This is a genomic window from Enterobacter sp. 04-C-12-SI-ECC (assembly GCF_047530715.1).
GTDB classification, from domain to species: Bacteria; Pseudomonadota; Gammaproteobacteria; order Enterobacterales; family Enterobacteriaceae; genus Enterobacter; species Enterobacter bugandensis.
Genome location: NZ_JBLKDI010000003.1, coordinates 214,088 through 233,492, shown reverse-complemented (window position 1 = coordinate 233,492; position 19,405 = coordinate 214,088). Strand labels below are relative to the sequence as shown.

Genomic DNA, 19,405 nt, shown 5'->3' with positions numbered 1-19,405 from the left:
TAAAATACGCAAAGCCAACCTGGCACGGTTCCTGCTTACCTTCTCATACGGGACTGGATTTCCAGTCAACTTTGCTTCATTTCTTAACAGGTCTGTTATTGATGAAAAAGATCGCCAGCGTCTGCCCGTACTGCGGAGCAGGCTGTAAATTGAACCTTGTCGTTGAAAATAACCGTATCATCCGTGCCGAAGCGGCAGAGGGGGTCACAAACCAGGGCACCTTATGTCTGAAAGGATTTTACGGCTGGGACTTCCTTAACGATACCCGCCTGCTCACCCCACGCCTGACCCAGCCGATGATCCGCTACCGCAAGGGAGAGACATTCACTCCCGTTACCTGGGAAGAGGCTATCCGCTACACCGCCCGGAAGCTCAGCAGCATTAAAGCCCAGTTCGGCCCGCGTTCGATTATGACCACCGGGTCGTCGCGCGGTACCGGGAATGAAACCAACTACGTGATGCAAAAATTTGCCCGCGCGGTGCTGCGCACCAACAACGTCGACTGCTGCGCGCGCGTTTGTCACGGTCCTTCCGTCGCCGGACTTCAGGAGACCCTCGGCAACGGTGCAATGAGCAACTCTATCAACGATATTGAACACTCCAAATGCCTGCTGGTATTTGGCTATAACTGCGCAGACTCCCACCCTATCGTCGCCCGGCGCGTGCTAAAAGCCCGTGAAAACGGCGCGAAAATTATCGTCTGCGACCCGCGCCGCATCGAAACGGCGCGCATTGCCGATCAGCATCTGCAATTGAAGAACGGTAGCAACATGGCGCTGGTGAACGCCTTTGGCTATGTGCTTCTGGAAGAGGAGCTGTACGACAAGAACTACGTCGCGCGGTTTACCGAAGGACTTGAGGCCTATCGGCAGACGGTGAAAGAGTATGCCCCAGAGCGCGTAGAACACCTCACCGGCATCCCCGCCCGCGACGTTCGTCAGGCAATGCGCACCTTCGCGGCGGCCCCTTCCGCCACCGTAATGTGGGGAATGGGCGTGACTCAGTTTGGCCAGGCCGTCGATGTCGTCAAAGGGCTTTCCAGCCTGGCACTGCTGACCGGCAACCTCGGCCGCCCTGCCGTCGGTGTCGGTCCCGTGCGCGGGCAAAACAATGTTCAGGGCGCCTGCGATATGGGCGTTCTGCCGAATATGTTCCCCGGCTATCAGGATGTGACCGATCCGGCTGTCCGGCAGAAGTTCGCCGATGCCTGGGGGATCGACGTGAATAATATGGACGATCGCGTCGGGACGCGCATAACCGAGGTGCCTCACCTTGCGCTGGAAGGCAAGGTCAAAGCCTATTACATCATGGGGGAAGATCCGCTGCAGACGGAAGCCGATCTCGGCCTGGTCCGCAGCGGTTTCGAGGCGCTCGATTTTGTCGTGGTTCAGGACATCTTTATGACCAAAACGGCGGAAGTGGCGGACGTTCTGCTCCCTGCCACCTCATGGGGCGAACACGGCGGCGTTTTTACCTGCGCCGACCGGGGTTTCCAGCGTTTTGGCCAGGCTATTGAGGCCAAAGGCAACGTGAAGCGCGACTGGGAGATCATCAGCCTGCTCGCCACCGAGATGGGCTATCCGATGCATTACGACGATAACCAGCAGATCTGGGATGAAATGCGCGAGCTGTGCCCGCTCTTCTACGGCGTGACGTATGAAAAAATGGGCGAGATGGGCCACGTGCAGTGGCCGTGCCCGACGCTCGATCACCCCGGCACGCCGTACCTCTACAAAGATAATCAGTTCGATACCCCGAGCGGTAAAGGGCAGCTCTTTGCCGCACCGTGGCGCGCGCCGGCCGAGACGCCCGATGATGATTATCCGCTGGTACTCTGCACGGTACGCGAAGTTGGGCACTACTCCTGCCGCTCGATGACGGGTAACTGTGCCGCGCTGCAAAGCCTCGCCGATGAGCCGGGACGAGTGCAGGTGAATCCTGCCGATGCGGACAGACTAGGTATTAGCGACGGTCAACTGGTCTGGGTACGTTCGCGCCGGGGTAAAGTGATCACCCGCGCCAGCATTAGCGAGCGCATCAACGCCGGGGCGGTCTATATGACCTATCAATGGTGGATTGGGGCCTGCAATGAGCTGACGCAGGATAATCTCGACCCCGTATCAAAAACGCCGGAGACAAAATATTGTGCGGTGCAACTGGAGGCCATTGAGGATCAGCGCTGGGCGGAGGACTATGCGGCGTCGGCGTATCAGTCCATGAAGTCGCGGCTGATGAGCGCGGCGAACGTCTGAGGAACAGCGTAAATAGCATCAGGTTTACCCGGCACCAGAATGATCATCTTTTTGGCCGGGTAATTCCCTAATGAAACAGATCTAATGCATCACGAAACAAATTGGGGTTACAGCGCTTTTCAAGCAAGCGGTTCAGGAGTTCCAGCAACTCATGCTCACTGCTCAGGTTAAACTTATGCATAACCGCATACTTATGGGCATAGATCGTCTTTGGCGTAAGCATCATCTCCCTGGCTATGTTTTTGACGGATTCCCCCTTGAAAAGACCGGCCATAATATTGAGCTCACGCTGTGATAACGTTTTATGCTTACAGCTTAAACAGGCTTTTGAAAGGACAGGGATAACAGGCGCACTGTATGCACTCCAGGCCTGGCGCAATACCCTCTTCAACAGATAGAGTGACGCTGAGCGCGACACAAAAAAGGTCTGCTGAATGCAGAGCGGTAAAAACGATGACGATGGCTCTTCCGCTTCGGTAATACCAATTATGACGCATTTACGCGCGCATTTTAATTCCGGGAAACAGGTATAATGTTCGCCCTTGCTGAACGCATAAACGATTATTCCCGCCCGAGCAATATTCTCCACATCATAGCCATTGAGAAAATTGACTTTTTTTGTACATTCATTGTTAAAAAAATCTTCAACAAATGACCTGAGGCTATGGTGATATAAAAAATCATCTTCTTTAATTAAAACATTTATCATTTATCAGACCGAGACATAATCGACATTCAACTTTTTTTCAGGCCAAAGAAATCCCTGCATTAAATTGCATCCAGTATTCTGAGCCAAAGAAAACAGATCGTTATTTTCGATGCCTTCAATAAGCACCTGATCTACCATCATAGCGCAGTAGGCTATCATTGATTGTAAGGCCCGGGGAGTCAATCTGTTTTCCCATAAGCTCTTTTTATCTACTTTAACACCATCAAATATGCAAATACGCTCACCCAGCGGCGCTAAATGCTCACTTCTAACATCATCCAACCATATCTTTGCACCTGTTTTTTTTATTCTCTGATGCATTATATCAAAACTCTCTCGCTCTTCATTTGTTAGCAAAATAAAATTGCACGGATCTTGTACCTCAATAACGATACCAGAACGCAGGCTGGGCAATATTTCACTGACCAATTCTGATTGGCATAATAATCTTGCGGGGACGTTAATAAAATAGTCACCATCCTCTTCACACAGAGGAATTATACGCAACTGCCAGCGCAGCAAACGAGAGCTTGCATTTAAAGACATCTTTTCAAAAAACGTTTCGCAATCAATTCCCTGACGTAAGGTACTTAGCATCTCCCAAGCCTTTATCTTCTTTTCCTGTGAAGAATAGATAGGCTGGAACCGAACACCGCATATAGCATGCTCAAGCAAGGAATTAATCAACATGGATGTCTCAAACTTATTATTTTAAAAAAGATATTTCAGCCGTTACTGATAAGTAAAATCTACATTCATTACTGCCTGGAATGTTCCGGCAGTGGAATTTCCTTGTGGCGTATACATTCTCGCTGACAACGGGAATGTCGAACTGCGCGTGCTGCTGTCGACATCCACCTGCATTGTGCTGTTCACGCTATACGCTGTCGCATGATCCCTGCTGGCAATACGTAATGCCACATTGTTGCTGGTCCCGCTGTTTTTCCATGCCGTGGGATCTTGCGTATCTGCATTACCGGTAAATTTGGCCGTTACGCTGCTGGTGCCAGCAGGACAGTTTTGCACCAGCAGATCAAAATCAGACCAGACGGCACCGTCACCGGCATTTATGAGATTCTGCTTGGTTTCTTCCCCCAGATTGACCACTTTAGAAACGGTGCCCGTGTCTACGACACACGGGCTTGCAATGACCTGGCCAGTGACATTAATTGTTGTTTCGGCCCACGTCATCAAAGGGGCTGAGCTCAGGAGTGAAGAAAATAAAATAATCTTTATATTCATATCATTGTGCCTTCACTGATAGCTCATCGTGAGAACGATAGCCGTATTAATTGAACCTGGCGTTGTAGTACCATCAATCGAATACGCATTAACCTTGAGGGGAATCGACGCTGTACGGTCGCTTTGAACAGATTTAAACAAAGTACATCCTGGCCCTAAAGAATCACCTGTTACGCCATCATACAAAGCAATATACACATTTCCTGCCGTGCCCATATTCTCATAGAGATTAGGCGCATCATGGGATGCAGAACCATCAAAATCTGCTCTGACAGTACTGGTACCATTCGGACAGTTTGTCACTGACAGTGTAAATGGCACTGGCGTTGATGCAGCCCCCGGCGTCGAGAGTGCTGTTGCTTGTATATTCCCTAAATCAACATTAAGGCTGTTCGATCCACCATTTACGATACAGGGCGACGCTACTATATTACCGGTTACGTTAATCGTTACCGTATCTGCGGAATAGGATAACAACGGCATCATAATGTACGAAGCCAGGACTAAATACATAAATTTCATATTTTACTTCCTTATTGATACGTAATATTCAATGTCGCTGTTGCGTTGGCTGAACCGGGAGCAATATTCGGCTTCGTTTGATAATAACGAACAACAATCGGTAGCGATTCAGCGCCGCCAGTAGATTGTTTGAGTAACACGTTTCCATTAAGGTTAAGAGGTACTCCGCCATATAAAACCTGTACTCCAATACCCTGTGCAACTCCAGGCAACCCTTGGTTTGACAGTGCTAAAACACTTGTGTTTGATACATCAGGATTTTGCTGCCCGCTTAGTGAAACATTTATATTCGCACCCGGATTGCATGTTAACCCCAGGTTTTGAGTAACTTGTGCGCTACTTGACGTTGTACCTACAGTGGAGCCAAAACTCGTAGTAGGAATATTCCCCATAGGGAAACTCAACGACCCTGTATTTAGGCTGCAAGCAGTCGTGGTAATGCTACCTCCTGTAACATACCAGCTGGCTATATAAAATTGATTTACAATAGATGCGTCAGCAAGTTTGCCAGTCAGAAAATTACCTGAACCTTGAGCACCGCTTGTTCTGACAATCTCCGCTTTATAACGATATGTGCCATTTTGCGTTCCCACAAGGCTTGCACCAGTAGGGAAATAATGAATTAGATTTAAGTTCGTATCGTTTTGTGAAAGTCGCAAACCATAGCCACTGATACCTATATCATAAAGGTTGTTACCCAATGCATTGAAATACATTGCTTCCTGATAAGTATTATTAGTATCAGTGCACGTAAAGTTCATACTATAGTAACCCGTCTTTGTTGCAACGGATGTGCCGGGAAGTACATCTCTTTGTGCAATTATACTCCCAAAATTAATATTGAGGGTTTGAGTAGATGCGTTATTCGTGCATGCTGCAAAGCTCATCCCAGACCCGGCAGTGAGAATAAATAATAAAAGAAATCTAAAAACATTCATTTCCTTTCCTATCGACAGATTGTACTGACAACAGCAATGTTATTTTTTGTATCGGAAGGTTTTAAAGCATATGACGCCCTACACTGCTTATCTGTTCCTTCCCCCCACTGTGCGATAAGGTCAACATTCTCACCTAATCCTGTTAGGTAAACCTGACCATTGTCACCTACGATAAAGCCGCTATTTTTAATTCCATTGACGCTGACAATCGCCCCGAATGGAACAGGCTGACCATTACCACGTAATAACGTAAACAGCGCACGCTGGCCAACATTGGCAGTATATTCAGCGCGTACCACAGCTCCGCGGGTCGGCACGACTGTTCGCGTAGTGAGATCCAGTTCGACGTTATCGGACATGCTTTCCGGGTCGAGCACGATATCGTTTTTACGATATACGCTGACGTTATTTACCGTTGTATATCCCCGATAGTCCGTTTTCGCGCCCGTTTGGTTTCGTACCGTCAGGCCTTTCGCCCCAGGCACTTTAACCAGGACGTTCGTTTCACCCAGCGGTTGCGATAACGTCACGCCGTCAGCATGCGCAATAACCCCGCCCTGGATTCCGTAGTTCAGACGCTCATTATTCTGGTCGTAGCTGTACCCTGCCGTCACCTCACCATAGGTACCCTTGTAATCACCGTTCACGTTGCCGCTGTATCCGACATTATCGCTGCCATAGCCCTGCTGAACGTTCCAGTTCAGGGCATTGTTTTCCAGCGCGGTCCCGTTGATGCCAACCGTATGGGTCGTTCCGCTATTTTTACTGTTATTAACGCTGTAGTTTGCCCACGTCTGCGGCAGGAATTTCTCCAGCGGCACGCTAATGTTAAACGCCACCATCTGGTCTTTGTCATAGCTCGTAGGGTTACCATAGGTACCAGGCGTCCCGTTACGCGTTGAGGTATAGGTTAAACCGTAGCTGATGCCGTTCCAGAAATTGTTATACCCCAGACTCCAGGACTCCATGGCTCGCCCGGAGCTCCAGTAGTCTTCGCGGACAGCGCTGACCATGATCGAGCCTAATGAACCGCCCAGAGACTGGTTCATGGTTAGCTCCATACGGTTACGACGCCGATTCTGCATCACACCCGTATCGCCATAGGAATCAAGCACTTCCTGCATACCATAAAAGCCTTTGGTCGAATAGCGGTAGCCTGCGATGGCAAAGTTAGTGCCGGTTTCGACAAAGTTTTTACTGTAGCGGGCGCGCCAGGACTGGCCGCTATCGCTCGGCAGATTTTGCGGGCTAGACCATGCCTGAATGACGTCGACAGAAACTGCGCCGAGATCTCCCATGTTCTTGCCCATACCGGCAGCGATCGACTGGTAGTGACTCGACGTTTGACCACCGCCGTACGCCGTTAAGCCATACGGTAAGCCATAGATGCCCGTAATTTGCGCAAACGGTGTCTTGTCTACGCTACCGTTATAGGAACGATATTGCCCACCCGTGACGGCGTACTTAAATCGCCCTTCTCGCTGCAGTACGGGCAGTGAGGCATAAGGAACGGTGAATTGTTGAATGCTACCGTCAGCCTCTTTAATTGTTACCTGCAGATCGCCTGCCCCCCCGGTCGGATACATATCCGTGATCTCGAAGGCGCCAGGCGCAACGTAGGTCTGGTAAATCTCATACCCATTCTGACGGACAATGACCTGCGCATTGGTACGCGCGATACCGCGCACGACGGGTGCGTACCCTTTGAGGGAGTCGGGTTGCATATCATCATCGGAGGCCAGCTGCGCACCGCGGAACGGCATACTGTCGAAAACATCAGCAGGCGCAGTGCTGTCCCCGAGGGTCATCTGCGCTTTTAACGGAACGATCGCGCGCTGGGCGTAGGTGTAAACGCTGTCCCATTTGTCCTTGCCATCTTCATCCCGTGACCAGGTCGTGTAGTTGCGCAGACGCCATGGCCCGATATTGATTCCCGGACGCAAATTAGCGTACTGCGTGTTGCTGGTATCACTATTCCCGTTGCGCGAGCGGTTGTTGGCACCACTCAGGCTGTAGTTGAGCAGCGCAGCCGTGATTCCGTCATCCCACTGTTCTGGTGGAACGTATCCACGGGCCTGACGAGAAATGGCCGCCTGCGGGATGCTAATGAGCAGACGCTGTGCGCCAAACTGGAATTCAGTGGAGCCGGAAGGAATCGCGTGCAGATTCGCACAACGTTCGTTGTCCACCGCCAGCGCCGGGAAAAGCTCGGTTTTTACGCCCCACTCTTTCAGCTGCTCCACGGTCAGACAAGGTTCTAATTTCCCCTCATCATTGGGAGCACCAGAGGTTTTGAATTCGATATCGCGCGTATCAACAAGTTCGTTATCCAGCATCACATCGACGTGATAAGTTCCCGGCGCCTGCGAGCCCGCTTCAAACGCAGCGAGATCGGCTTTACCTCCATTTTGCGGATTATCGAGCTCAACCAGGTCCGGGTTGAAGTAATCACGCGCCATGGCATTCTGCATTGAGCCAGCAAGGGCAAATGCAATCAGTAAAGCCAATCGCGCAGGTTTAAAATTATTATATTCCCTTACTATCATCATTCACGTCACCTTGGAAACGACATTCCAAAACCAATTATTTTCACAAGCTTGCGCTTTGCACGTCACTCACCGCTCCATAATCATTAATGACTTTATAATTAACAGAGGTTGAGTTAGCGCCAGCAGGCAGCGTGAAATTCATTGATTCCCCAGGAAGTACATACGAAACATTTTCAATTTTTTTACCGCCCAGACTGATTTCATTAAAGTTAATGACATAGCTGGTTGGGTTGGTAACCTGAAGTTGATTTCCATTCCGACGCCAGGTTAACTGATGACTCAACTCCTGCGGCTGCTGAGACTTTAAGCCTGCGGGACGGTATATCAGCTTAATGCGCGTTTTAATCGCTATTTGCAGCGTATTATCTTTTTTGGGCGCTGAGGGTATCGCTTTAATATTCAGCCAGTAGAGACTTTCCTTATCCTGCGGCAAGTTGCCGGTCACCACGACACGCTCAATATTTTGCTGGCCACCATCGAGTCGATACAACGGAGGCGTGATAATAAAAGGAGCTTTCTCAGCGCCACCATTTAATGTCTCAACCCATGACTGAATAAGATACGGCGTCTTATCCGGATTGTTAACATCAATGGAAGCTTCTTTTTTATTGCCATCATAGACGACACGCGTTCCGCCAATAATAACACCAGCATTGGCGGCGGACACGCTTGCTGAAATCACTGCGCAGGCAATTAAAGTTTTGCTAAGAAAATTCATTTTACACCTCGATAAAAAAGGGCCGTATACCGGCCCTCATATATTTTTCCGGTCAGGAAGATTACTGGTAGCTAACGGAGAAGTTCGCTACACCGTTTGCTGGACCTACGCCAACAGTTGCAGACGTTGCTTCGTACTGAGCAAAGAAGTCCAGCGTGTTTGGTACAGTTTCAGCCAGGCTGTAAACGTGGGAGTTAACGCCCGCCAGCGGCAGGTCCTGGCTGTCAGCCGTCATCAGGTTAATAGCAACGCCCGTTGCGCCACCGGTTACAGCCAGCAGGTTGGAGTTTGCTGGGTCCGCAGAGCCGTCAAACTTGATGGTTGCGCCTGTTACGGTTGCCGGGCAGTCGGTCAGCACGATTGAGAATTTAGTCGCAGCAGTTTTATCGCCAGCAGCGGTAAATTCAGATTTGCTGTAACGGCCCAGATCAACGGTCTGGTTTACAGAACCCGCGTCAACGGTGCACGCTGCATCGATGATTTCACCGGTGAAATTAACGGTACCAGCAGAAGCGAATGCATTAGACATGGTCAGAGCAGCAGTCGCAGCGAAAGCAGCAGCAATAATATTCTTTTTCATGATTTGATTTCCTTAATAACTTTATAAATTACCGAAATTTAGGCAGCAACATCCAGATGGATTTAGGCCATTTATTTTTTGCGCCAGATATCTCATTTCCAACGTGCAGTAAGCAGAACGCAAAGATATTTATTCGATAACTTTGTTTTCACCCTCTCACTTGCTGAAGCGAAATTTACAGAAGTTTAATTTTTTTCGACAATTGGTTTTTAGCCCAACAGTAGACTTTAATCTTAACTATTCTTTAACACGTAAAATTTGTTTAATTGGGCTATTTCAAATTATTAAATATTTGTTAATGGTCGAGTCCATTATGAAATCAACCTATTATTTATTTATACTCCCCTCGGATAGATAATCTCTGACGCATCTTTTGACAAACATAAAGAGCGTCTGGAGGGATTAATATGAATACTAAAATGTCAACGGGAGAAATCACTGAGGTTACTCCTGCGCATGCATTTAAGCCCGTTGATGATATCAATAAAATTATTGAACAAATCGCTCCCTTTGCCACGCGTTTTAATGCGAATAAAGGCGAAGTCCTGCGCTATCATTCCGGTAAAAAAAGAACCTGTTACATACTTCATCAAGGTGGTGTCACGCTGAACCGTCGAGGGGATGGTATGGTGCTTAACTCTGAACAAGCGACTTTCATTATGGGTATCAGTAATCAGTTCTCACAGACCGAAAACCTGTACGTCAGAGTGAATGAAAATGCTGTGATGAGCCGCCTTTCTCTGGAACGTTTCAATCTGCTGATTGAGAGTTTTGGACTGTGGGAGAGTTTGTGCAAGTTAGTGATTTACACCGCTTCTCGCGTTTACGAGCACTGCACATTGATCTCACAAATGTCCTCATATGAGATAATCCGGTTCCAGTTGCTTGAACTGATGAACGAATCGGAGCGTATCCGCAGCAATATTACCGCAGCGAATTACATCCAAAGCAGAACGTATCTTTCTCGTAGCGGCATAATGCGGATCCTTGCAGAACTTCGGGATGCGGGATGCGTTGAACTTAAACGCGGTATCCTGATTTCTATCAATCACTTACCTTTGAAATACTGAACAAAACGCGCGCTTAGGGAGACTCGGCAGGATCCACGCTATACTGAACCCCATGACTACTGGAAGGTTTGACGGACAGGCGCGCGTATGCTCGATGAGTTCTCCACAAAATGGGTATGTGATCCTTCATCAGCGACAAATTTGCTGATCGATTATCTTCAACACGGTTCAGATTTAAAAAAAGTGCTGCCACGCCGTCGATTAAATTTTGTGGTTGGCAATGAGCGTCTCTGTTATGTATTGCTCAAAGGACGTGTCATGATACACCGTAGCAACCACGATTTAGCGATGGCTACGGTTCAAGGGCCCGCGGTGATCGGCCTCAGCAATTTGTATCAGACCCAGATGCGCGGCTATATCAAGACATTCAATAACTGTGACATCGTCATCCTTAAAATGGATTTTGTTAATGAGACGGTTAAGCGTCATAACCTTTGGGAGCCCCTGGCATATCATCTGATGAGCCTGGCAGGTAAGCTCTTTCACAGTTATGAAGATTTAACGGGCCCTTCCGCTTATGATATTGTCATCGCCCAACTTTATGCGCTCTCAAACGAAGAACCCTCGTTCAGGCTCAGTGTTACTGCTGAAAGTTATATCAGAGATAAAACCCACCTGTCCCGGAGTGGCGTGATGCGTATACTCTCGGCATTAAAAGAAGGGGGCTATATCGACATGCAAAGAGGTGTGTTACTTAATATTATTAAGTTGCCTGAAAAATTTTGATAGAGCATTGCCAGGTTATACATAATCGTTTTCCAGGAAATCGCGAAGCTGGTTGGGTTGGCTCTTTTTCTCCATCAACCTTCTCAGCAATACGATCAGCTCGTAATCGCTGCGCAGATTAAATTTTTGCATCATCATATATTTATGGGTAAAGACCGTTTTCTCGCTCATCTCCAGCGCGTGCGCGATCTGCACAACCGACAGCCCTCTGTAAAAATTCACCATAATGCGAATTTGTTGCCGGGATAAACCTTTATGCTGGCAGTCGAAACAGCTCCTTTTAGTCCACTTGTAACCCGGAAGTTGTGTCCTGAACCACGCGAGAAACAGTTCACCACTGATACGATCAAGCGATGCACGGCGAGAGAGAAAAATAATGTCCTGAAAGCAGGAGGGCGACGCTGAAAATCGCAGCTCATCGTCGACGAAGCCTATCACAATCCCTTTTTTCCGGGCCAGTAACTCGGGAAAACAGGTCAGTGTTTCACCCTGACACAATGACAGAACAATAATATCGGCCTGACTGACGTTTTCATGGGTCAGGTCAAGATTAAAGGTGATGACGCGATTAAAGTTTTGCTTAAAAAAATTCTCTAAAAAGTTCTGTAGCCCAGCCTGAAAAAACAGATCCGTTTCCTGAATCAGAATATTTAACATAGTTCATACCAACGTCTTTAAGAGATACGTATCACTGTCATTTAGTTGTACTGCATGGTCATCACGACAACTGCACTGATGCTTCCGGGCGTAACACCGCCTGAAGCGGATTTGACCCAGGCCTGCATGGGCATCGTGGCAGTGCTGTCTGCCGCAATAGCCTTTGTGATACTGGAGCCCGTCCCTTTAAGCGAGCCGGTAGCGGCGTCACTCATGGCGACGGCAACGCCAGTGGCCGTTCCGCTGTTCATGTAATACTCCGCACCTGCTGTGGGATCCGGGTTACCTGCGAACGTCACCGTGACGCTGCGGGTTCCCAGCGGACAGCTTGTAAAGAGCAGATTGAACGCAACCGGATCGGACGTGGATCCTGGCGTCGCCATATTGGAAGCCTGAATATTGCCGAGGTTAATATCCAGATTCGTATTCCCGCCATTAAATATGCAGGGCGATGCCACGATATTCCCCGTTACGCCGATATTGACCGCATCGGCGGAAAACACCTTCCAGCTCAACAGGGCAAGCAGGAGCGTTTTTTTGTGCGCTATTTTCATCTTCTCACCTGCTACTGGTAGGTTATATTAAGCGTGGCCGAGGCGTTGGCCGTTCCCGACTGAACGGTCCCCAGCGTTTGATAATAACGGGCCGTTAACGGGAGCGTTTCGACTCCACCCGCGGACTGTTTTAATAGCAGGCGACTGTTTATGGCCAGCGGCGTACCGTTATAGATGAGTTGAACGCCCACCCCTTTTGCCGTTCCGGGATTACCCTGCCCCGTCAGGGCCATCACGCTGGTATTGCCGCTATCCGGATTTTGAATGCCGCTCAACGTGACGTTTATATTGGTCCCGGCGCTGCAGTTTAATCCGAGGTTCTGCGTATTTTGCGCGCCTGCCGGCGACGTTCCCACACCGCCAGTAAAGGAAGAGGCGGGTATATTTCCAATGGCGAAGGTTAATTGTGGCGTATTAATCGTACACGCCAGGGCATTGATCGTGCCGCTGGTCAACTGCGTTGTCAGGCCATCGCGATAAATAGCGTCGCTGCCCTGAAGGGTTACCACGCCGATGACGCCGGGCGTGAGCGCCCCGGATGAAACCGGCCCGGTCACCACCAGTTCAATTTTTCCGCCATACCAGTCGACGTAGGAGGTTTGCGCGTTGTATGAGAAGGTATTGCTCGGGTTATCAAAATAGTTGTTCGATGAAAATCGAATCCCAATCCCGCTGACGTTGGTATTGTAAACATGATTCCCATAGGTGCTGAGCGTGGCGCCGTTATACCGCATGCTAAAACCCAGCATTAATGGATTGCTGCAGCCGGTCAGATAGGACCCCGTATTTGACGCCGCACCGGAGAATATCACCGTTCCCACAGGCGCATCGCGCTGCACGTTGAGGGTGCCCACCGACAGAGAAGACGTTTGCGGCACGATCGTCGTGCACGTCCCGGCCCAGGCACCATTCCAGCCCGCCAATAAACAGAGCAACAGCAAAAATTTCATCGTTTTCATCTTAATGTTCCCGACGGCAAAGGGCGTTAACGAGGGTGACGCCACCATAGGTGGCCTGTTTCGGCAGGATGAAATCCGCGCGACACTGCTGGCCGGACTGATTTCCCCACGCCACGATCAGCGTCCCCTGCTCGCTCATGCCGGTTAAATAGACTTGTCCGCGATCGCCGACGATAAAACTACTGTGACCGTCTCCGGCGAGCGTCACCATCGCCCCAAAAGGAACGAATCGACCGTCGTCCATCAGGGTCATCAGCACCTTGCGCCCCACTTTAGAGAGATAATCTGCCCTGACCACCGCGCCTCGCGTTGGCGTGACCGTGCGCGTATTGATTTCCAGTTCCACGTCGTCAGGCATATTTTCCGGATCGAGCGTGAGGTCGTTTTTGCGGTACACGGAGAGGTTGCTCACCACCGTATAGCCCCGGTAGTCCGTTCGCATACCGGACTGGTTTCGAATATCCACCCCGTGGGCACCGGGTGCCTTAATCAGGGCATTGGTTTCCCCCAGTGGATGGGAAAAGGTGATGCCGTCCGCGTGGGCCAGGATGCCCCCCTGCAGGCCGTAGTTCAGACGCTCGCTGTTCCTGTCGTAGCCATAGCCCGCCGTCACTTCGCCGTAGGTCCCTTTGTAATCCCCGTTCATGTTGCCGGTATATCCCACGCCGTCCGTGCCGTAGCCCTGCTGCACGTTCCAGTTAAGGGCGTTGTTTTCCAGGGCCACGCCGTTCATACCCAGGCTGTGCGTGGTGCCGTTATTCTTGCTGGCGTTCATGCCATAGTTCGCCCACGTCTGCGGGAGGAATTTCTCCAGCGGCACGCTGACGTTAAATGCCAGAAGCTGGTCGTGGTCGTACGTTTTACTGCTCCCGGTGCCATACGAGGCTGCGCTGGCGTTTTTGCTGTATGTCCAGGTCACGCCATAGCTGATGTTATGCCAGTAGTTGTTATACCCGACGCTCCAGGACGCCATTGATTTGCCCGAATTCCAGTAGTCTTCCCGCGCGGCGCTGAGGGTCAGGGACCCCAAATCCCCGCCCAGCGTCTGGCTCATGGTCAATTCGGCGCGGTTACGCCGCCTGTCCTGAAGCGCGGTACTGTCTCCCCAGGAGTCCAGCACTTCCTGCATTCCGTAGTAGCCGCTGGTTGAATAGCGATACCCCGCAATCGAAAAGTTCGTTCCGGTATCAATAAAGTTCTTGCTGTACCGCGCGCGCCAGGACTGGCCGCTGGTTTTGGCCGTGTTATCCGGCGTAGACCAGGCCTGGGTTACGTCGGTGGAGATCGCACCAAAATCCCCCATGTTTTTACCCACCCCAACGGCGAGCGACCGGTACTTGCCCGATCCCTGCACGCCGCCGTATAGCGTCAGACCCTGCGGGAGACCATAAATACCGGTCAGTTGCCCGAAAGGCGTCTTTTCCACGCTGCTGTTATAGGCGCGATACTGGCCGCCCGTGATGGCATACTTCAGACGCCCTTCGCGTTGCAGCACCGGCAGAGAGGCGTAAGGCAGGGTGAAATGCTGTTCGCTTCCATCCGCTTCTTTGATTGTCACATCCAGATCCCCGGCACCGCCCGTCGGGTACATGTCTGTTATCTCGAACGCCCCCGGGGCGACGTAGCTCTGGTAGATCTGATAGCCATTCTGGCGCACCACCACCTGCGCATTCGTGCGCGCAATACCGCGAACCACGGGCGCGTAGCCTTTCAGGGAATCCGGCAGCATGTCATCGTCGGACGCCAGCTGGCCGCCGCGAAAAGGGATACTGTCAAACACGTCAGCCGGGGAGGAGCTGTCGCCGAGCGTCAGCTGCGCTTTCAGGGGAATAACGGCCCGCTGCGCATAGGTGTAAACGGTGTCCCATTTATCCTGACCCGACGCATCCCGGGACCAGGTGGTGTAGTTGCGCAGGCGCCAGGGCCCAATGTTGATCCCCGGACGCAGGTTGGCATACTGGCTGTCCGTTCTGTTAGCCCCTCCGGTCTTCGCCCAGGAGTTGGCCCCGCTCAGGCTGTAATTGAGCATGGCGGCATTGATGCCCTCGTCCCACATTTCTGGTGGCACATAGCCACGCGCCGGTATATCAATAGCCGCCTGCGGAATACTGATAACCAGACGCTGCGCGTTGAACTGGAAATCCGTCGAGGCCAGTGGAATGGCCTTAAGATCGGCACAGTCGCTTTTCGCTGAGGCCAGCTGTGGAAAGAGCGCTGTCTTAACGCCCCACTGTTTTAATTGTTCAATGCTCAGGCATGGCTGTAATACATCATTTCCATCAGGCGTTTTTGCTGCGGCAAAGGTAATATCCCGGGTCTCCATGAGCCGATCGTCAAGAATAATATCAACATGGTACGTCCCCGGTGCCTGAGAGCCTGATTCAAATGCGGATAAATCGGCTTTCCCCATTCCTGGGTTATCCAGCTCAACCAGTTCGGTATTAAACGTTTCGCTGGCATAAAGCGTGGGAGAAGACCCCGTCATTGCCAGGGCGATGAGTGTCGCCAGGCGTCGAGGACGTACTTTATATTGCTGTATTTTCATTGCTGATAACCTGAGTAATGCGGGTATTACCGTTTGTAAAATCACAAACTGGCTTGATGCAACGCGCCGGGGCTTCCATAATCGTTGATGACTTTAAACGTCAGCGTATTTCCGCTGGTTCCATGAGATAACGGGAACCGGGCCGACGCGCCAGGTAATACATACGAAACATCATCCAGCTTTTTTCCGCCCACAGATATTTCATTAAAATTGATGACATAGGGAGTCGGATTCGTAACCTGAATTTCATTCCCGTTGCGTTGCCACGTTAATTTCCCGGCCTGATCTTCAGGCGTTGACCCGCGAAGATTAGCCGGGCGATAAATCAACTTGATGCGCGTTTTCACCGCAATTTGCAGTGCGTTAGCCTGTTTCGTTGCAGAAGGAATGGCTTTTATATTGAGCCAGAATAAACTTTCCTGTTCCTGAGGGAGTGAACCTGTCATAACAATGCGTTCGATATTTTTCTGGCCGCCATCCAGTCGATAAAGCGGAGGCGTAATGATAAAAGGCGCTTTATCTGTTTTTCCCTCCGGCGCATCAATCCACGACTGAATTAAAAAGGGCGCGCTATCGGCATTGTCCACGCTAATGGTTGCTTCTTTTTTTGCACCGTCGAAAATAACGCGGGTGCCGCCAATAATGACCCCGGCATTGGCGATTGAAAATGTCAGCGGTAACGCTGCTGCGGCCAGACCGATTGTTGTGATAAAACGCATTGAATACCTCATAAAACAAAGGGGCCGGGTGGCCCCATACTGATTACTGCAAAAGACTTAGTTATAAATCACAGAGAAGTTAGCAACCGAGTTAGCCGGGCCCGCGGTCACTGATGCCGCAGTCGAAATATACTGGGCATAGAAGTTGAGCGTATTATCAGCGGTGCTGCTCAGCGCATAGGTATAGCTGTTGCTACCATGCAGCGGCAGATCGGCCTTATCCGCCGTCATCAGGTTGATAGCCACGCCCGTTGCTGCTCCCACAACGGAGGACTCAATCGCCAGCAGGCTTGCGTTGGTTAAATCTGGCGTGCCGTCAAAACGCACCTTCGCGGAGGTCACGGTCACCGGGCAGTTTTTCAGTACGATATTGAACTGCGTCGCTGCGGTTCGGGAACCCGTTGTCGGGAATTCCGTTTTGTAATAATCGCCGAGGACCACAACCTGATTCTGGGATGCCACATCCACATCGCAGGCATTATCCAAAATATTACCGTTAAAATTAACCGTACCTGCCGCCGCGAAAGCCTGAGTCATTGTCAATGCAGAGCCTGCCGCAAACATGGCAACAATAATTTTCTTTTTCATAAAGCCATTTCCTGTATTACTTTATTTATTACTGATATTCAGGCAAAACAGACGTTCCTCATTCTGCCATTCTTTTTTAGAGGCCATCAGAAGCAAAATATCACTCTCATCGTGTCGAGCGTTTCAGATGGGTGTTTCTGTCGACGAGTCAAAATTTATACAACTCTTTTGTGCGAGACAATCTATTTTCAGGTCTAGCTGTAGACTGGAGTTTAACAAAAAACAAACATTTAGATCGTTCACTTTATCGCCGGTCTACTTTTAGACTTTCGCCCTTTAACGATAAAATTCATAACGTTAAGATACTCAACCCTTCCGGTCTATTATTAGACTTCCGAGTATTATTCCCTGCTTCGCTGCTTTTTAAGATAATTCTCCACGCTGATTGAAAAACGATCGCATCTGTTGAAGTGAGGTATATTATGAACACGCGAATTGCAGCCATATTAGACAATGAGAAATCGTCAGTGCTGGGATTAAAACCCTTAAGGCACATAGAGCGTATAATTGATAATATCCTTCCTGGTGCAGAGAAAATCATTCTTTCGAAAAGTGAAGTCGTACAATATTACCGAAATGACGAACGCCAATGTTTTATGCTGTTACACGGCAGCGTGGCGCTGCACCGCCGCGGCGACGGCATTGTGTTAAATTCAGAATCAGCGCCTTTTATACTGGGTGTCAGCAGTCAGTTTTCATCGGAACATCTTTACGTCAGGGCGCTGGAGACGTCCGAATTAGCATGCGTACCGCTGGAAACGTTTAACAACGTGGTTGCACAGCACGATCTCTGGGAACACTTTTCTAAATTGCTGATCTACACGGCCTCGCGGGTGTACGAGCACTGCGCGCAAATATCACAGATGTCCGCCTACGATATCATCCGCTTTCAGCTGGTTGAATTAATGCAGGAGCCTGAGGCAATTCGACAAAACATCACCGCAGCGGCTTACATTAAAAGCCGTACCTACCTTTCCCGCAGTGGAATTATGCGGATTCTGGCAGAACTGCGTACGGGGAAATACATCACCATGGACCGTGGCGTGCTGATAGAAGTTAACCATTTACCCCGGAAGTACTGAAAGCACAATAATATCTGGAGATAGCGCGAGAGAAGAGCGAAACTATAAGCATAAGATTATCTTCCAGGTTTACGGCTATGTCCTCTACAGATAAATCGTCTCGCGGCTCCCCTTACGCCCAGGAACTGATCGCGCATCTGAAGCCTTATTGCACCGTGCGTCGAACGGGCCGCGGTGAACGACTTAACCTTGAGGTTAACGGTCAGGGGCTCTGTTATTTAATCCTGGAGGGGACGATTGCCATCTACCGCAGCAGCGATAGTATGATGCTTTCTACCGCCCGCAGCCCTGCCCTGTTTGGTCTTGCTAACCTGACGGACATCTATTTCAATGATTACCTCGTCACGGTGAGCCCTTGCCTGATTGGCAGTATCCCTACTGAACAGGTGGCTGACATTATCAAAGAAAAAGGGCTATGGGGCCTGCTCTCCAGACAACTGATGTTTGTCTATAGCCGGCTTTATAACAACGTGATGCCGCAGGGCGCACCGACGGCGTATGAGATGATTCGCCAGCAGCTCATAAAGCTGATGGAGGAAGATGAAAGTTATCGCAGCAGCGTAACGGCGGAAAGGTATATTCGGGAGAAAACCCAGCTCTCCCGCAGCGGCGTAATGCGCATTCTGGCGGATTTAAAAACCGGCGGATTTATCGAAATGGAAGAAGGCAGGCTTATTAAAATCAACAAGCTCCCCGCTAAATACTGAATGTCAGACACAAAAAAGGCCGCACTCGCGGCCTGTTCAACAACACTCACTCAATGGACGTGAACGCCCAACCGCCAGGCAAAGTAGATCTCTTCTTTCAGTTCATTCGAAGAGAGCGCCAGCAGATCCGTGAACTCCAGCTCAAGCTGTTTCAGCTTTTTCAGGTACTGCGCCGGAGACAGGTTGCTCTTATCGCGACGTAAATATTCAATTGCCAGCTGTGTTGGGGTTATTTCAGTATCCATGATGTCCTCGCTTATGTACAAATCCTGACCAGTATATCACAAC

The 19,405-nt window shown here is 50.0% G+C and carries 20 protein-coding genes; 5 read left to right on the top strand and 15 right to left on the bottom strand.

Annotated features, from left to right (window positions below; translation table 11 throughout):
• Positions 1-101: 101 nt before the first annotated feature.
• Positions 102-2,252: a formate dehydrogenase subunit alpha gene (fdhF, locus tag ACMWL8_RS07075; protein ID WP_045261553.1), complete on the top strand. Its 2,151-nt coding sequence runs from the start codon at positions 102-104 to the stop codon at positions 2,250-2,252.
• 67 nt (positions 2,253-2,319) lie between these two features.
• Here fdhF and ACMWL8_RS07070 read toward each other — a convergent pair whose 3' ends face one another.
• From ACMWL8_RS07070 to ACMWL8_RS07035, 8 genes are all read right to left on the bottom strand, one after another.
• Positions 2,320-2,961: a LuxR C-terminal-related transcriptional regulator gene (locus ACMWL8_RS07070; RefSeq protein ID WP_045261554.1), complete on the bottom strand. Its 642-nt coding sequence runs from the start codon at positions 2,959-2,961 to the stop codon at positions 2,320-2,322.
• A gap of 3 nt (positions 2,962-2,964) precedes the next feature.
• The gene (locus ACMWL8_RS07065; protein ID WP_045261555.1) at positions 2,965-3,651 is read right to left on the bottom strand and encodes an EAL domain-containing protein; all 687 of its coding nucleotides are present in this window, start codon (positions 3,649-3,651) and stop codon (positions 2,965-2,967) included.
• A gap of 42 nt (positions 3,652-3,693) precedes the next feature.
• A complete protein-coding gene (locus ACMWL8_RS07060; protein ID WP_045261556.1) occupies positions 3,694-4,203 on the bottom strand; it encodes a fimbrial protein in 510 nt (169 codons plus the stop codon).
• 12 nt (positions 4,204-4,215) lie between these two features.
• Positions 4,216-4,725 (bottom strand): fimbrial protein, encoded by a 510-nt coding sequence (locus ACMWL8_RS07055; protein ID WP_072049707.1) that lies wholly within the window; start codon positions 4,723-4,725, stop codon positions 4,216-4,218.
• Positions 4,726-4,736: 11 nt separating this feature from the next.
• Complete coding sequence (locus ACMWL8_RS07050; protein WP_072049708.1) at positions 4,737-5,663, bottom strand: spore coat protein U domain-containing protein; 927 nt, start codon at positions 5,661-5,663, stop codon at positions 4,737-4,739.
• Positions 5,664-5,671: 8 nt separating this feature from the next.
• Positions 5,672-8,212, bottom strand: coding sequence for a fimbria/pilus outer membrane usher protein (locus ACMWL8_RS07045; RefSeq protein WP_045261557.1), 2,541 nt, complete (start codon positions 8,210-8,212; stop codon positions 5,672-5,674).
• Between the two features lie 40 nt (positions 8,213-8,252).
• Positions 8,253-8,930, bottom strand: coding sequence for a molecular chaperone (locus tag ACMWL8_RS07040; RefSeq protein WP_028012853.1), 678 nt, complete (start codon positions 8,928-8,930; stop codon positions 8,253-8,255).
• Positions 8,931-8,991: 61 nt separating this feature from the next.
• On the bottom strand, positions 8,992-9,510 hold the full coding sequence (locus ACMWL8_RS07035; protein WP_028012852.1) for a fimbrial protein: 519 nt from the start codon (positions 9,508-9,510) through the stop codon (positions 8,992-8,994).
• A gap of 407 nt (positions 9,511-9,917) precedes the next feature.
• On the opposite strand from ACMWL8_RS07035, the gene ACMWL8_RS07030 reads away from it, so the two are divergent.
• Together ACMWL8_RS07030 and ACMWL8_RS07025 are read left to right on the top strand one after the other, a co-directional pair.
• On the top strand, positions 9,918-10,580 hold the full coding sequence (locus ACMWL8_RS07030; RefSeq protein WP_028012851.1) for a winged helix-turn-helix transcriptional regulator: 663 nt from the start codon (positions 9,918-9,920) through the stop codon (positions 10,578-10,580).
• Positions 10,581-10,667: 87 nt separating this feature from the next.
• Positions 10,668-11,306 carry a helix-turn-helix domain-containing protein gene (locus tag ACMWL8_RS07025; protein WP_080351080.1) on the top strand — a complete coding sequence of 213 codons (639 nt, stop codon included), beginning with the start codon at positions 10,668-10,670 and terminating at the stop codon, positions 11,304-11,306.
• A gap of 15 nt (positions 11,307-11,321) precedes the next feature.
• Here ACMWL8_RS07025 and ACMWL8_RS07020 read toward each other — a convergent pair whose 3' ends face one another.
• Genes ACMWL8_RS07020 through ACMWL8_RS06995 form a run of 6 tightly spaced genes read right to left on the bottom strand, consistent with a single transcriptional unit; the run spans position 11,322 to position 17,328 of the window.
• Positions 11,322-11,963 carry a helix-turn-helix transcriptional regulator gene (locus ACMWL8_RS07020; RefSeq protein ID WP_045261558.1) on the bottom strand — a complete coding sequence of 214 codons (642 nt, stop codon included), beginning with the start codon at positions 11,961-11,963 and terminating at the stop codon, positions 11,322-11,324.
• A gap of 41 nt (positions 11,964-12,004) precedes the next feature.
• Entirely contained in the window at positions 12,005-12,517 is a 513-nt protein-coding gene (locus tag ACMWL8_RS07015; RefSeq protein ID WP_045261559.1) for a fimbrial protein, read from the bottom strand.
• A gap of 11 nt (positions 12,518-12,528) precedes the next feature.
• The gene (locus tag ACMWL8_RS07010; protein WP_045261560.1) at positions 12,529-13,476 is read right to left on the bottom strand and encodes a fimbrial protein; all 948 of its coding nucleotides are present in this window, start codon (positions 13,474-13,476) and stop codon (positions 12,529-12,531) included.
• Between the two features lies 1 nt (position 13,477).
• Positions 13,478-16,021 carry a fimbria/pilus outer membrane usher protein gene (locus tag ACMWL8_RS07005; RefSeq protein ID WP_045261561.1) on the bottom strand — a complete coding sequence of 848 codons (2,544 nt, stop codon included), beginning with the start codon at positions 16,019-16,021 and terminating at the stop codon, positions 13,478-13,480.
• A 41-nt stretch (positions 16,022-16,062) separates the two neighbouring features.
• Entirely contained in the window at positions 16,063-16,740 is a 678-nt protein-coding gene (locus ACMWL8_RS07000) for a molecular chaperone (protein WP_045261562.1), read from the bottom strand.
• A gap of 57 nt (positions 16,741-16,797) precedes the next feature.
• A complete protein-coding gene (locus ACMWL8_RS06995) occupies positions 16,798-17,328 on the bottom strand; it encodes a fimbrial protein (RefSeq protein WP_045261563.1) in 531 nt (176 codons plus the stop codon).
• Between the two features lie 422 nt (positions 17,329-17,750).
• Between ACMWL8_RS06995 and ACMWL8_RS06990 the strand changes: the two genes are divergently transcribed.
• Complete coding sequence (locus tag ACMWL8_RS06990; protein ID WP_045261564.1) at positions 17,751-18,410, top strand: winged helix-turn-helix transcriptional regulator; 660 nt, start codon at positions 17,751-17,753, stop codon at positions 18,408-18,410.
• A gap of 77 nt (positions 18,411-18,487) precedes the next feature.
• Entirely contained in the window at positions 18,488-19,117 is a 630-nt protein-coding gene (locus tag ACMWL8_RS06985; protein ID WP_045261565.1) for a helix-turn-helix domain-containing protein, read from the top strand.
• Positions 19,118-19,167: 50 nt separating this feature from the next.
• Here ACMWL8_RS06985 and ACMWL8_RS06980 read toward each other — a convergent pair whose 3' ends face one another.
• Positions 19,168-19,362 (bottom strand): YdiH family protein, encoded by a 195-nt coding sequence (locus tag ACMWL8_RS06980; RefSeq protein ID WP_003857766.1) that lies wholly within the window; start codon positions 19,360-19,362, stop codon positions 19,168-19,170.
• Positions 19,363-19,405: the final 43 nt, after the last annotated feature.